Annotated in this window: 11 protein-coding genes; 4 read left to right on the top strand and 7 right to left on the bottom strand. The window is 62.0% G+C overall.

Annotation, left to right across the window (positions count from 1 at the left end; all coding sequences use genetic code 11):
- Window positions 1–45 precede the first annotated feature (45 nt).
- From ILFOPFJJ_RS17440 to ILFOPFJJ_RS17425, 4 genes are all read left to right on the top strand, one after another.
- Complete coding sequence (locus ILFOPFJJ_RS17440) at window positions 46–1,290, top strand: Gfo/Idh/MocA family protein (RefSeq protein ID WP_173511831.1); 1,245 nt, start codon at window positions 46–48, stop codon at window positions 1,288–1,290.
- A gap of 230 nt (window positions 1,291–1,520) precedes the next feature.
- Window positions 1,521–2,288 carry a 3-hydroxyacyl-CoA dehydrogenase gene (locus tag ILFOPFJJ_RS17435; protein WP_173511830.1) on the top strand — a complete coding sequence of 256 codons (768 nt, stop codon included), beginning with the start codon at window positions 1,521–1,523 and terminating at the stop codon, window positions 2,286–2,288.
- Between the two features lie 498 nt (window positions 2,289–2,786).
- Window positions 2,787–3,206: a DUF1236 domain-containing protein gene (locus ILFOPFJJ_RS17430; RefSeq protein ID WP_173511829.1), complete on the top strand. Its 420-nt coding sequence runs from the start codon at window positions 2,787–2,789 to the stop codon at window positions 3,204–3,206.
- Between the two features lie 173 nt (window positions 3,207–3,379).
- A complete protein-coding gene (locus ILFOPFJJ_RS17425) occupies window positions 3,380–4,453 on the top strand; it encodes an AI-2E family transporter (RefSeq protein WP_173511828.1) in 1,074 nt (357 codons plus the stop codon).
- A 215-nt stretch (window positions 4,454–4,668) separates the two neighbouring features.
- On the opposite strand, the gene ILFOPFJJ_RS17420 is transcribed toward ILFOPFJJ_RS17425, so the two are convergent.
- From ILFOPFJJ_RS17420 to ILFOPFJJ_RS17390, 7 genes are all read right to left on the bottom strand, one after another.
- Window positions 4,669–6,285, bottom strand: a complete 1,617-nt coding sequence (locus tag ILFOPFJJ_RS17420; protein ID WP_173511827.1) for an SMc04171 family calcium-binding repeat protein — start codon at window positions 6,283–6,285, stop codon at window positions 4,669–4,671.
- A gap of 349 nt (window positions 6,286–6,634) precedes the next feature.
- The gene (locus ILFOPFJJ_RS17415) at window positions 6,635–7,711 is read right to left on the bottom strand and encodes an ABC transporter ATP-binding protein (protein ID WP_173511826.1); all 1,077 of its coding nucleotides are present in this window, start codon (window positions 7,709–7,711) and stop codon (window positions 6,635–6,637) included.
- Window positions 7,708–9,966 carry a glycoside hydrolase family 2 protein gene (locus tag ILFOPFJJ_RS17410; RefSeq protein WP_173511825.1) on the bottom strand — a complete coding sequence of 753 codons (2,259 nt, stop codon included), beginning with the start codon at window positions 9,964–9,966 and terminating at the stop codon, window positions 7,708–7,710. The genes ILFOPFJJ_RS17415 and ILFOPFJJ_RS17410 overlap by 4 nt, the downstream gene beginning before the upstream one ends.
- A gap of 8 nt (window positions 9,967–9,974) precedes the next feature.
- A complete protein-coding gene (locus tag ILFOPFJJ_RS17405; RefSeq protein ID WP_173511824.1) occupies window positions 9,975–10,796 on the bottom strand; it encodes a carbohydrate ABC transporter permease in 822 nt (273 codons plus the stop codon).
- Window positions 10,793–11,692, bottom strand: a complete 900-nt coding sequence (locus tag ILFOPFJJ_RS17400; protein ID WP_173511823.1) for a carbohydrate ABC transporter permease — start codon at window positions 11,690–11,692, stop codon at window positions 10,793–10,795. The genes ILFOPFJJ_RS17405 and ILFOPFJJ_RS17400 overlap by 4 nt, the downstream gene beginning before the upstream one ends.
- A gap of 95 nt (window positions 11,693–11,787) precedes the next feature.
- Window positions 11,788–13,062 (bottom strand): ABC transporter substrate-binding protein, encoded by a 1,275-nt coding sequence (locus ILFOPFJJ_RS17395; RefSeq protein ID WP_173511822.1) that lies wholly within the window; start codon window positions 13,060–13,062, stop codon window positions 11,788–11,790.
- Between the two features lie 112 nt (window positions 13,063–13,174).
- Window positions 13,175–14,209 (bottom strand): LacI family DNA-binding transcriptional regulator, encoded by a 1,035-nt coding sequence (locus ILFOPFJJ_RS17390; RefSeq protein WP_173511821.1) that lies wholly within the window; start codon window positions 14,207–14,209, stop codon window positions 13,175–13,177.
- Window positions 14,210–14,217 lie beyond the last annotated feature (8 nt).

The raw sequence follows: 14,217 nt of genomic DNA, 5'->3' as shown, positions 1-14,217 counted from the left end.
TGATGCGCCGCATCTGGTTCCGCAACACACAGTGGGGAGGAGAGAATGACTGAGCTGCCAAGGCAGACGCTGCGGGTGGGATTCGTCGGAACCGGCTTCATCGCCCATTTTCACCTGAAGTCGATGATCGGAGTCCGCAATGTGGAGGTCACGGGCGTCTATAGCCGCAGCGCGGAAAATCGCGCGCGCCTGGCAAAGGAAGTCGAAACGCTCGGGCTTGGCAAATGCCGCACGCATGAAAGCCTCGACTCGCTGCTCTGCGCCGAGGACGTCGACGCGATCTGGATCCTTTCGCCGAACTACACGCGGCTCGACGTGATGCGGGCACTCCACGCGGCGGTCGCGGCGGGGCGCAGCAAGATCTTTGCCGTCGCCTGCGAAAAACCGTTGGCACGCACGGTCGCAGAAGCCCGCGAAATGCTGCGGCTTGCCGAGGACGCCGGTCTCAACCACGGCTATCTGGAAAATCAGGTTTTCTGCACACCGGTTCTGCGCGGGAAGGAGATCATCTGGCGCCGCGCGGCCTCTGCCGCCGGCCGTCCCTATCTCGCACGCGCTGCGGAAGAACATTCCGGCCCGCATGAGCCCTGGTTCTGGCAGGGCGACAAACAGGGCGGCGGCGTGCTATCCGACATGATGTGCCACAGCGTCGAGGTGGCGCGCCATCTCCTGACTGCGCCCGGCGCGCCGCGCTGTTCGCTCAAGGTCAAGACGGTCAATGGCACGGTCGCAAACCTGAAATGGACCCGCCCCAATTATGCGGAGCAACTGAGTCAGCGGTTCGGCAAGGACGTCGACTATCGCAACCGCCCATCCGAAGACTTCGCTCGCGCAACTGTCACGCTCGAGGACGAAGACGGCAACGAACTGATGATTGAGGCGACGACGTCCTGGGCCTATGTCGGCGCCGGCTTACGCATCCAGCTCGAACTTCTCGGCCCGGAATATGCGCTGGAATACAACTCGCTCGGCACCGGCTTGAAGATCTTCATGTCGCGCGCCGTGAGTGGCTCGGAGGGCGAAGATCTCGTTGAGAAGCAGAATGCCGAGCAGGGGCTGATGCCGGTGTTGGAGGACGAGGCCGGCGTCTACGGCTACACGGATGAAAACCGGCACATGGTCGAATGCTTCCGCAAGGGGCAAAAGCCGATCGAGACCTTCGAGGACGGCCTCGCCGTGGTGGAGATCCTGATGGGACTCTACCGCTCGGCGGAGATCGGCGCGACGCTCAAGTTTCCTGCGCCGGAGCTGGAAGATTACGTGCCGATCGTGGCGCGAACCGGAGCGTGACGGTCCGCTCCCCTCGGTCCTCCGACGGCACGTCTGGTTGTAGTCCCCCCGCAGCGCCGCACGCGTCTTATCAGACATGCAAAGGACGCTGTCCCCCTTTGTATTGCTCCATGTTCTTGTCCTTAAATCGGCTCCGATTTAAGGAAACAGTAGGATTCGCAGCGCAGCGCGATACGGGAGGATGAGACGATGCAAGAGAAATCGGCCCCACGGCCCAAAGGAGCGCGGCCATGCTGATCCGGGACAAGGTCTTTCTGGTGACCGGCGGCGGATCGGGTCTCGGGGCGGCCGTCGCACGCGCCCTTGTCGCCGATGGCGCCTCCGTCGTCATTGCCGATGTCAATGTCGACGCGGGCTCCGCGATTGCGGCCGAGCTTGGCGAGAAGGCGCGTTTTGCGCCGACCGACGTGACAAGCGAAGCGGAGGGCGAGGCGGCCGTCGCTGTGGCGCTCGAGAGCTTCGGACATCTCCACGGGCTGGTGAACTGCGCCGGCGTTGCGCCTGGCGAAAAGGTGCTCGGGCGCGACGGGCCGCATCGTCTCGAAAGTTTCACGCGGGCGATCGGCATCAACCTCATCGGCACCTTCAACATGATCCGCCTGGCCGCCGCGGCAATCGCGAAGGAAGAGCCGGATGGCGACGGCGCCCGCGGCGTAATCATCAACACGGCCTCGGTTGCTGCATTCGACGGGCAGATCGGCCAGGCCGCCTATTCGGCATCGAAGGGCGGCGTGGTGGCGATGACGTTGCCGATCGCGCGCGAACTCGCACGCTTCGGCATCCGCGTCGTCTCGATCGCGCCGGGAGTTTTCGAAACGCCGATGATGGCCGGCATGCCGCAGGAAGTGCAGGACTCGCTCGGCAAGAGCGTGCCGTTCCCGCCACGCCTCGGCCGCCCGGCGGAATATGCCGCGCTGGTGCGGCATATCTGCGAGAACGACATGCTGAACGGCGAGGTCATCCGCCTCGACGGCGCCTTGCGGATGGGTGCGCGCTGAGGGTTGGCTTATGACGGGCCGTGTGGAGAGCAGACTGCGCGCCGGCTGAAATTTCGCCGATCGGTCAACCCAACGGGGAGAGCATCGCGAACACGAATGCCGTGAGCACTACGATCAGCACCATGAAGCCGAGAACGCAAATCTCGCGCATGCGGTAACCTCCGCCGACGATCAAACCTCGTCGGCGCGCCCGGGTTCCGCTTTTTTGACGAAGCAGAGATGAAGGTCCCAGAACAGGGCAGAAGGGACTATTGGGGCGTTGCTCTGGGACCCTCGCGCGCGCCCGCTGCGGTGTTGGGGGAACCCGCCGTAGGCGCTCAACTACAGCAATATGCGCCGTGAGGAACATTCCGCAACGGGCCTAGGACCTCTGGCTGTGCCGCATCGGACTAAGGTCTGATACTCCCTTTTTCGGCCGTCTTCGGCGAGGAGCGCTGGAACATCTCTTCAACGCAACGGGTTGTTCTGTGGAAGGGATGAATAACTGGAGGACCTCTGATGAAAGGTGTCATCATCAAGAGTGCCATCGCCCTGAGTCTCGGACTTGGTTTGATTGCTGTTCCCGTCGCAGCGCACGACACATCTGAAAAAGGCACCGTGACCGGCGCGGCTGGCGGAGCCGTCGCTGGTGCGGTTGTTGGCGGCCCGGTCGGCGCCGCCGTTGGAGGGGTTGCGGGAGCGATGGTCGGCGCGGCAATAGATCCACCGCCGCCAAAGGTCATAGAATATGTTGAGGCCCAGCCGCTTCCGCCAAGTCCGCTGGTCCTTAAGGAAGAGATAGTGGTCGGCAAGCCGGTGCCTGAAACGGTTCTTCTGACCCCCGTTCCCCAGGACAAGCGGTATGCTTATGCCGTCGTCAACGAGAAGCGCGTAATCGCTCACCTGAGGACCCGTACGGTGGTTCAGTTGGTCCAATAAACGGGGCTCGTCCGACGAGCGACGCTGATTGGACCATGGCGAGCATGCAGCACGGCGCAGATCCGCCACCCGGTCAGGCCCAGTGAACGCAGGTGCCCGACCGCCAGACAGGAAAATTTTGACAAGTCCGTTGCCATGGCACCAAACTGCCGGAAACGGAGCGGTCTCACGCGATGGCGAAGAATGTTTCGGTGCAGGCAACGATAGCTCCGGATCGGTTGCTGACGACGCGGCGTTCGCGAGCGGTCGTGCTCCTGATCGCGTTCGCGGTCGGAGCAGTCGTTTGTTATCTGCTCGCGGTCTCCTTTTTGCCGGCCCTGACATGGGCGCTGGTCCTCGCAATCATGTTCCATCCGCTTCACCGGCGTGTCCTGAAGGATCTCCGCTATCCGGGACTCGCGGCCGCGACGACCGTGGTAGTCGCCGCTTTTATCGTTGTCGTGCCCATTACCTTCGTGGCGGAACGGTTGGTGAATGAGGCGGCGAGGGGTGCGCAGATCGTCGCCGACGCCCTGAGGTCCGGCAACTGGCGCGAGGCGCTTGCCAGCTATCCGCGGATCGCGCCGGTTCTCCTATGGATGGAGACGCAACTCGATCTCGCCGGCCTTGCCGGCAACGCCGCCACTTTGCTCACCAATTACAGCGCACTGTTCGTGCGCGGCTCGGTGGCCCAGATCATCAATGTCGTCCTGACCTTCTACTTTCTGTTTTATTTGCTGCGCGACGGACGCGAAGCGCTGTCCATGCTCAAGAATTCCTCGCCTCTTGCGCCCGAAGAGATGAACAGGCTGTTCCTTTGCGTGAGCAGCACCGTTTACGCCGTCATCTTCGGAACCTTTGCCGTCGCTGCCGTGCAGGGCACCTTGGGTGGTCTTATTTTCTGGCTTCTTGGCCTGCCGTCGCCGCTGGTCTGGGGCATGATAATGGGCCTGCTTGCGATAATGCCGGTTCTCGGAGCCTTCATAGTCTGGGTCCCGGCCGCGCTGTCTCTCGCGCTGAGCGGCGAATGGGAGAAGGCGCTGGTCCTTGTGGCGTGGGGTGCAGGCGTCGTCGCGACGGTGGACAATCTGCTTTATCCGATCCTCGTCGGAGACCGCCTGAAACTGCACACCGTGGTGGCCTTCATCGGCATGATCGGCGGCATCATCGTATTCGGCCCGGCGGGCGTCGTCATCGGACCAGTTATCTTCACGGTTATGCTGCTGCTGCTGGATATTTGGCGCGAGCACAACCGGGAAACGCAATAATCGGACGGTGCCGGTTGCGCGCGCGATCCAACCGGATGGAACGGCCCGCAGGCGGCGCGCTTACGCCGGTGTTGGCCGGCGATGGGCGCCGGCGCGCAAGCCTGACTACAGCGCCGCGCGTCTTATCAGACGCGCAAAGGACGCTGTAGCACCTTGAATTGCTGCATGTTTTTATCCTTGAATCGGCTAGGATTTAAGGAAACATGCAATAGAACCTAGGCGAAGATGACGTCGTTCGCCGAGAGATCGGAGAGCGTGAGGTTGTCCAGGAAGAGGCCGAACGTCTGGGACTCGTTGAATGCAATGTAAAGCCCGTCATCCGTTTCGGTTGCTGCGGCGATGAGGTCTGCGAAGCTGTCGATGCGCGTGACGGAAGGCGCGTAGTCGCCGAAGCGCAGTATGTCGCCGCCTTCGGTGTCGAAGTCGGTGATGCGGTCGACGCCCGTGCGGGAAGACGTATCAGACGACCACAGGAAAGTGTCGGCGTCGCCGCCCCCTGTCATCACGTCGTCGCCCGCCCCGCCCCAGAGCAGGTCGCTGCCCGTCCCGCCGTCGAGGCGGTCGTTGCCATCGAGGCCGGCAAGCTGGTCGTTGCCGGCGAGGGTGCGGATGGTGTCGGCGCCGGAGCCGCCCTCCACCTGAAACGTCTCCATATTGGCGAAGATCAGCCTCGAGCCGAGCATGCCTGCCGCCGCGTCGAAGTTGACCGCTTCTGAAAGTGACCAGGTGACGTGAAGCGTATCCTGACCCTCCCCGCCGTCAATGATGCCAGAGGGTGCACGAACGAGGATCAGGTCGTCGCCGTTGCCGCCGCTGATCACCGTGTCGCCGTCGTCGATGCTCGTTCCCGAGTCGTGAATCTCATCGTTGCCGTCGCCGCCCACCATCACATCGTTGCCACCGACGCTGATCAGGATGTCGTCGCCCGCGCCGCCATAAAGGGCGTCGTCGCCGCTTCCGGACACGAGGTGGTCCCTGCCGCTGCTGCCTTCAACGTAGTTGTCGCCCTCGCCGAGATGGGCATAGAGGGAGGCGAGATCTCCGCCGATCAACGTATCGCTGCCACTGCCGAGATGTATGCTGGCGACCTCGATGCCGCTGATCAGCGTGCCGGTCGAGGCAAAGCCCCGCGCGAAGTCGATAGTCAGGTCCTCGCTCCTCGCTTCATCGAAAAGCGAGAGCGTATCTGAGCCTTCCCCGCCATCGATCACCGCGGAAGCGAGGGTGGTCGTGATCTTGTCGCTGTGATTGCCGGCAAAGATACGGTTCGCGCCGCTCCTGTCGACGATGATGTCGCCGCCGTCGCCAGTGGCGATCGTGTCGTCGCCCAACATGCTGGTGCCGTCGTCTCCGTCGGTGCCGTAAGGGCCCACGATGTCGTCTCCGGCACCGGTCGAGATTATGTCGTCGGTGGTCGCGCCGAAGATCCGGTCGTTGCCGCTCCCGGTGGTCAGCACCAGTCTCTCGATGCGGTTGAAGAAGATGTGTTCCCAGTTCGATGTATTGTAGCCGATGATGCCGTGGCCGTGCTCGCCGCTGAACCGGACGGCGGTGCTGACGCTGGAGAGGTCGATCACCAGAGTGTCGAAGCCTGCTCCGCCTGTGATGGCACCCCCGGTGCCGATCAGGGTGATCTCATCGTCGCCGTCGCCGCCGTCGAGCCGGTCGTAGCCACTCGTGCTCGTCAGGAGATCGTCTCCCGCGCCGCCATCGACCAGATCATCACCGCCGCCCGCATCGATCGTGTCGGCGCCGGTCAGCCCCCAAATGCGGTCCTTCTCCTCCGTTCCAAGTATCGTATCATCTTCAATTGTGCCGACGATCGTGGCCATGCCCCATTCTCCCTAAATAATGAATAGGAGTCATAGCGTGTATTAATGCACTTTTGAAACGAGAATATGAACTGATGAAAACAATACTTAATTGATGTAAATATATATCAGTTTACTTCAAACTTAGAATTACAAAGTATCTACATTATACGCAAATCGGGAACAAGGCGATTGCGGCGATACCGGCGTGGTCGCCGCTATCGCGTGCGCAGCTATGGGTCCTAGCCCAACATCTGACCAAAGCGGCACACGCACGCACGGACTGGCCCAAGGTGCTCAGAACGGGGGGCGTGTCCTCCTGCGCCAACGTCCCCTCCGGCGATTTGAGTCCGGACGAGCTTTCGAGTCGCTACCGCAGGCGCTGGCCGTTCGCGTCGAACACCAGAGCGCAGGCCGGATCGAAGCGGGCGGCGATGCGCTCGCCGGATTTGAGGCCGCGGCCATTCTTCGTTTCGATCACGACGAGATCGCCTTGGCCTTGGCGGGCATAGGCAAAGGTCTCGCCGCCGAGATGTTCGAGCATGTCGATCGTGAGATCGAGGGCAGCTGGCCCGGTCTCGTTGAAATGCTCCGGGCGGATGCCGATGGTTACGGGTGCGCCCGCTGCACCCGCCTCCACCGCGACCGGTATCGTGACGTCACCAAAATCCGGTATCCGGGCAATTGTCCGGCCGCTGCCGTCAGCTTCCAGCACCCCCTTGAGGAAGTTCATCTTCGGCGAACCGATGAAGCCGGCGACGAAGAGATTGGCGGGATCGTCATAGAGCTCCAGCGGCGAGCCGACCTGCTCGACCGCGCCGCCGCGCATCACCACGATCTTGTCGGCAAGCGTCATCGCCTCGACCTGATCATGGGTGACGTAAACGATCGTGGTGGCGAGCGTCTTGTGGAGCCGCGCGATTTCGATGCGCATATGCACGCGCAGCTCGGCGTCAAGATTGGAAAGCGGTTCGTCGAAGAGGAAGATCTTCGGATGCCGGACGATCGCGCGACCGATCGCCACGCGCTGGCGCTGTCCGCCGGAAAGCTGCTTCGGCTTTCGGTCGAGCAGGGGGTCCAGTTCAAGGATTTTCGCCGCCTCGCCAACGCGGCGTTCAATCTCCGCCTTGGCAACGCCGGCGAAGCGCAATGCAAATCCCATGTTTTCGCGCACGGTCATATGCGGATAGAGCGCATAGGACTGGAAAACCATGGCGATGCCGCGCTTCGACGGATCGACATCGTTCATCCGCGCACCGTCGATCGTGAGGTCGCCGGAGGTGATCTCCTCGAGGCCGGCAATCATGCGCAAGAGGGTCGACTTGCCGCAGCCCGACGGGCCGACGAAGACGACGAACTCGCCCGACTTGATGTCGAGATCGACGCCCTTGATGACGTCCAGACTGCCATAGGATTTGCGGATGTCGCTGAGTTGCAGGTCACTCATGCGCTCGCTGCTCCTTCGGCGGAGAGCGCCAGCTTTTCCGAGCCGAGACGCGACGAAGCGACGGTGACGTCAATGGCGCCAGCTTTCCCCGTCGACTCCAGCCAGAAGCCGGTCGAGCCTCCCTGCAAGACGATCCTGCCCGGCCCGATGAGCCGCGCCGGGCCCTCAACCGTGATGTCGACGGCATCGTTCAGGAAGGGAAGGACGTTGCCGGCCTGATCCAGCGCGCGGACGACGACGCGCACGCTGTCGCGGCCTTCGGCACGTAGCGTCCTGCTGTCTGCCTCGACCTGCAAGGTCGTCGGAACGGGATCGGCGATCATGCGCAGGCTGGCCGCGGGCTTGCCGGCGATGAAGCCGGTGAATTCTGCGTCCTCCCATTTCATGCCCCAGACGCCGAGCTCGTCCTTGGTGAAGTGGCGATGGTCGATAACGACCGGCGCATGCGGCAGATGCGGGAAGTTCTGGCGATCGGGTCCGACGCGTTTTGTGAGCGAGCCGTATTTCAGCTCGACCTCGTCGCAATTGGTGAGCACGATCAGCGGCAGCACGCCGCCGATGTTGCGCTCGCCGCGCGCCCAGAAGGTGACCGGCTTCATCACGACTTCTTCGGACGGATCGCATTGGCTTGCATAGACGTAAGCCGCGAACTTCGGCTCGCGGAACATGTCCATGACGCCGTGATAGCAGATGCGGTCGCCGGAGCCGAAATCCTTGTGGGTGTTGTAGTCGAACATGCACCAGCCGATCGCGCCCGAAATGCCGGGATCGCCATGGGCAGCATTCAGCACTTCGAGGTGCCGGCGGACATGTTCGGCCTGACGCTGCTCCTGATCGTAGATCTTCGTCGGGAACATATGGCCGCCGAACTCGGTGATGAGATAGGGCACCTTGCGATCAAGTCCGGTGCACTCCTGTTGCGGGCGAAGTGCCGTGCGTGGCCGGTTCGACCCGGGCAGTTCCTCGTTGCCGAGGATGAAATCGTTCATCGTATAGACGTCTTCGAGGAATTCGCTATCGGTGATATAGCGCACGCCGCCGGTCTGCCGCGTCGGGTCGAGCTCGCGCGCCAGCCGGTTGGTCTCGACGTAGAAGTCGTGCGAATCCTGGGACTCGTTGATGCGCACGCCCCAGATGACGATCGAGGGATGGTTCCAGTCGCGCTCGACCATCCGGCGGACGTTCTGGATCGCCTCCTCTTTCCACGCCTTGCCGCCGATATGCTGCCAGCCCGGAATTTCCTCGAAGACGAGCAGGCCGATGCGGTCGCAATGGTCGAGGAACCATTTCGACTGCGGATAGTGCGAGGTGCGCACGAGATTGCAGTGGAGCGTGTGTTTCAGGATTTCCGCGTCGCGCTCCTGCGCGCTGCGGCCCATGGCATAACCGACATAGGGGAAGGACTGGTGGCGGTTGAGGCCGCGGATCTTCAGCGGCCGGCCGTTCAGCCGGAAGCCGTCGACCGTAAACTCCGCCGTGCGAAAACCGAAATGCGAGGAGAGAAGATCGCGGCCGTGATCGGTCCTTAGCTGCACCTCGACCTGGTAAAGCACGGGATTGTCGATATCCCAGAGCGAGAGACCCGTGAGGCCACTCATTTCGAGCGTGACGCTTTCCCCGCGGGTCTCGCCGATCGCCTCGGCCAGGAGTTCGCCTTCCGCGTCTCTCAAGAGCGCCGTCACCGTTCCGGAGAAGGTCAGCCCCTGTGGGTTGGCGAGATCGCTGCGGATGGTGACGGACTTGCCGTCGCTCAGCACATCGCGGGTCTCGATCTTGATATTGGCGATCGAGACCTCGTCGGTGATCTTCAGCCAGACGTCGCGATAGATGCCGGCATAGGTGAGATAGTCGATCCGCCCGCCGAACGGTGGGATCTCCGGATTCTCGCTGCCGTCGATCTTGACCGTGATCAGATTGTCGCCCTGTCGCAGCTTGCCCGTCAGCCGCGCCTCGAACGGCGTATAGCCGTCCTTGTGCGCGACGATCTCCACACCGTTCAGATAGACGACGGCATCCGCCATCGCCGCATCGAAGACGAGCGAGACTTCGCGCCCCGCGAACTCCGCGCGCCAGGGCAGCACCTTCTGATAGGTGAAGGCGCGCTGATAGGACGTCTCGTCGAAATAGTTGAACGGAAGCTCGACGGCATTGTGCGGCAGGCTGACAGCCTGGCCGGCCTTGAGCGTGCCGGCTTCGGCAGCGGTAAAGCCCTCGGAAAAGATCCATGAATCGTTGAACGAAGTAACAGAGCGCATCATCATTCCTATTTGACTGAGCCCAGCATGCCCTGGACGAACTGACGTTGCATGAAGAAGAACACGGCAAGTGTCGGAAGCGTTGCGAGAATGGTTCCGACCATGACGACGCCGTAATCGGGGTAATAGGCGGAGGCGAGCGAGGAAATGACCAGCGTGATGGTCTTCGTCTCATTCGACTGCAGCACGATCAGCGGCCAGAGATAATTGTTCCAGGCCGTCATGAAGACGATGATGAAGGCCGCCGCGTAAGTGGATCGCATCACCGGCACGTAGATGTAGAGAAAGATCTGCCATTCCTTGAGGCCGTCGACCTTCGCGGCGTCGCGCAGTTCCGACGGAAACGCCTTGGTGCTCTGGCGGAAATAAAAGACGATGAAGGCCGAGCCGATCGAGGGCAGCACGACAGCGATGTGCGTGTTGATGAGACCCATCTGGCCCATCATGATGAAGAGCGGGATCATCAGCGCCGCGAACGGGATCATCAGCGTCAAGAGCATGGCGCGATAGAGGCGTTCGCGATGGCGCGAGCGGAACATCTCGAAGCCGTAGCCGGCGAGCGACGAGACGGCGAGTGTCAGCACCGTTGCGAGGATTGCGATCTTCGCGGAATTCCAGAACACGAGCGGTGCGTTCACCTGGGTGAAGAAGGTGTTGATATTGGTTGCGAGCGCGGCGCCCGGCAGCACCTTTCCCTTGATGATGTCGATCGAGGTATTGGTGGCGCCAAGCACCATCCAGACGAAGGGAAAGACGGAGAGGAAGGCCATCAACCCCAGGAAGCCGTAGGTGAGAAGCGCGCCTGCCGCGCGTCCGATACCGTTCGTCATTTGTCGCGCTCCCGGGCTGCAAAGAACTGCAGGAAGGCGAGAAGCGCGACGAGAACGACGATGACGTAGGAGACCGTCGCCGCGTAGCCGAAATTCGGCATGAAGCGGAAGGTGAGATTGTAGATATAGAGCGACAGCGTCAGCGTCGCATTGGACGGCCCGCCGCGACCTTCGGTGAGATTGTAGACCTCGTCGAAGAGCTGCAGCGTACCGATCGTCGAGATCACCGTGGTGAAGAGGATGACCGGTTTCAGGAGCGGGATGGTGATGTGGGTGAAGCGTGCCCAGGCCGGGACCCCGTCGATGCGCGCCACCTCATAGATCGACTTGTCGATGTTCTGGAGCGCAGCGAGATAGAAGATCATGTTGTAGCCGGTCCAGCGCCAGGTGATCGCGATGATGACGAGCACCTTCGCCCAGAACGGATGCGTCAGCCATGGAATCGGCGAGGAGATGATGCCTATCGCTGCAAGAGTCGAGTTCACGACGCCGTCGGTCGCGAACATGCCCTTGAAGAGAACCGAATAGGCGACCAGCGAGCTGACGCAGGGCAGGAAGATCGCCGTGCGGAACAGCCCGCGTCCGACGAGCCGCGGATTGTTGAGGATCGATGCAAGGATGAGTGCCAGCACGATCATGATCGGCACCTGCACGACGAAATAGGTCATCGTGTTGGTGAGCGCCTTGATGAACACCGGGTCGTTTGAGAGACGGACGATGTTCCCGAAGCCGACGAACTTCATCATCATGCCGCGGCCGGACTGGAAGGACATCCAGAGCGACCAGACGATCGGATAGATCATGAAAAGGCCGATCAGCCCGAGCACCGGGGCGACGAAGAGCCAGCCATTGACGTCGTAGTAGCGGCCGATGCCGCCGCGGCGTGCGGGAACCATCATCATCCTCATGGGTAGCGAACGAAAACCTGCCAGCCGCGTATCGAGCCGCGGCCGGAAAGGTGGGCGATTGCCCGCCCACCTTGCTCATCCGCTCACTGGATCTGCGCGCTGACCTCGGCGTCGATCGCCTTGAGAACGTCGTCGACCGGCGTTCCCTGTGTCAGCGCCGGAAGCTGTGCGGTGACGGCGGTATCCGCCTCGTTGGTGAAGATGCCGTAATTCACCGACGGCACCTTGGCGAGCCAGTCGGAGAAGTTCTGCCAGACCTTCTCGCCGCCGAAGAAGGGATCGGCCGCCTCGTAAGCCGCGCCGCCGCGCGCGGCGAGCAGCGAGCCTACGGCGCCGCGATCCTGCAGGATCGTCTGATAGAAATCGACGTCCTTGGCGTAGATCTCGTTGAGGAAATCGATCGCTTCCGCCTTTTCCGCCGAGCTTTCAAGCACGTACCAGCTCGATCCGCCGAGGTTCGAGGCTTGCGTTGCGCCATCGATCGCAAGCTTCGGAATAGGAGCGACGCCCCATTTGCCGGCCTGGTCCGGCTGCGCCTTGACGGTGCCGGTGATCCAGACGCCGGTGACGACCGCCGCGACGTCGCCGGAGGTGAAGGTTCCGACCCAGTCGGACCAGCCGGCGGCCGGCTTGTAGATGTTCGCCGACATGATCTTGCCGACGGTCTCGAGTGCGGCTTTGAGCGCCGGATTGCCGATGATATTGGCCTTGCCTTCCTTGTCGAAATACCATTGCCCGGCCGATTGCATGATGATGCGGACGAGGCCGGCATCGTTCGGGTCGAGCCCCATCATCTTCTTGCCGGTCTTGGCCTCGACCTGCTGGCCGATCTCGATGAAGCGGTCCCAGGTGAGGTTCTGCATGTCTTCCGGCTTGAAACCGGCCGCCTCGATGTAGTCCTTGCGATAATAAAGCCCGGTGACGCCGGAATCGAAGGGCATGCCGTAGACCTGGCCGTCAACGGTCATTACCTCGACCTTGTAGGGAGCGAAGCCGGAGTAATCGACGGTGCCGGAGAGGGCTGCGAAGGCGCCGGGGAAGGATTGCAGATATTTCTGCGCGCCGTAGTCCTCGATCAGAACGATGTCCGGCAGCGCATCGGCGGTGCCGGAGGCAAGGCCCGTCTGGAGCTTCTGCTCGACGTCGGTCTTGGCGAAATCGACGACGTTGAAGGTGACGTCAGGATGAGTCTTCGTGTAGCGGGCGCCGGCCTCCTTCATGATCGCGACATTGAAGTTCGGATCCCAGCACCAGATGGTGATTTCCTTCGCCTCCGCGGCAGTCACCGCCAGGAAGCTCACGCTCGCCAGCGCAAGGCCGGCGATGCGTGGCAGATAGGCACGCGCCAGATTGTCCATTGTTTCCTCCCGGAATTTGTGTTCCCCGAGACAGTCCTCCCTGTCTCGTCGCGGAGTATTTCTCAAAATCGGGAGCGAGGCAATATTTTCAGTAAATTTTTACCTCGGTTTTTCACTCAGCCGCGGCGGCGGCCGGTGCCGGCGTGCTGCCGCGCCAGATGATCTCGGTTCCGAGAACCACCTTTTTGGCGATCTCGCGCCCTGAAAGGCGCTCAAGAAGCAGGTCGACCGCCGTCTCGCCGATCAATTCCGCCGGGATCTTCACGGTGGAGAGCGGAGGACCCAGAAACTGGGCGACGGGAATGTCGTTGAAGCTCGCTACGGCGAGGTCCTGCGGGATCCTGAGGCCCATCTCGTGGATCGCTCTGTAGGCGCCGAGCGCCATGTTGTCGTTGCAGGTGATGAGGATCTTCGGCGGACTGGGCTTCGACAGCATCGCCTTGGCGAGCGTATAGCCGCTGTCCGGTGTCATTCGTTCCACCATGCACAATTCCGGATCATAGAGCCCGGCCTTGGTCATCCAGTCGATATAGGTGCGGCACCGACGTTCCGCATGGATGTTGTCGGGACCGTAGAAGGCGTCGATCCAGCCGATGAAGCCGATGCGGCGATAGCCCATGCCGTGGATGGCTGTCAGCAGCCGGCTCATGGCGAGGGAAACGTCGCTCAACACGGCGTCATCGACGTCTCCGACAGGTGCATAATCGGCAAAGACGAGATGGCGGGCGTGGCGGCGCAGCCAGTCGAGTTCGTCGCCATAATAGTGGCCGACGGCCACCACGCCCGAGGCTCCCTCCAGCATTGCCGCCTCGGGAGGGCTCCCGGTCAGGAAGACCTTGACCACCTCGCTCTTCAACGCCTGGCAGCGGCTTTCGATGCCGAGCCTGACGCCGACATAATAGGGATCGGCGAGTTCCTGGGCGGGATCGAGGAAATGCACGAGCGCAATCTTCAATCCGGTGCCGACGCCTTGGGCTGCGGCGCGGCTGCGGTTGCGCGGCGTTGCATAATTGAGCGCCTCGGCGGTCTCGATGATCGCCTGGCGCTTGCTGGTGGAAATCGACAGCGTCGGATCGTAGTTCAAGACCCGCGAAACGGTCGCCGATGATACGCCGACCGCCGAAGCGATTTCCTTTATCGTAACCATGTTGCACT

Origin of the sequence: Sinorhizobium psoraleae (assembly GCF_013283645.1) — a bacterium.
Classification (GTDB): Bacteria; Pseudomonadota; Alphaproteobacteria; order Rhizobiales; family Rhizobiaceae; genus Sinorhizobium; species Sinorhizobium psoraleae.
This window is presented reverse-complemented; position numbering and strand designations above follow the sequence as displayed.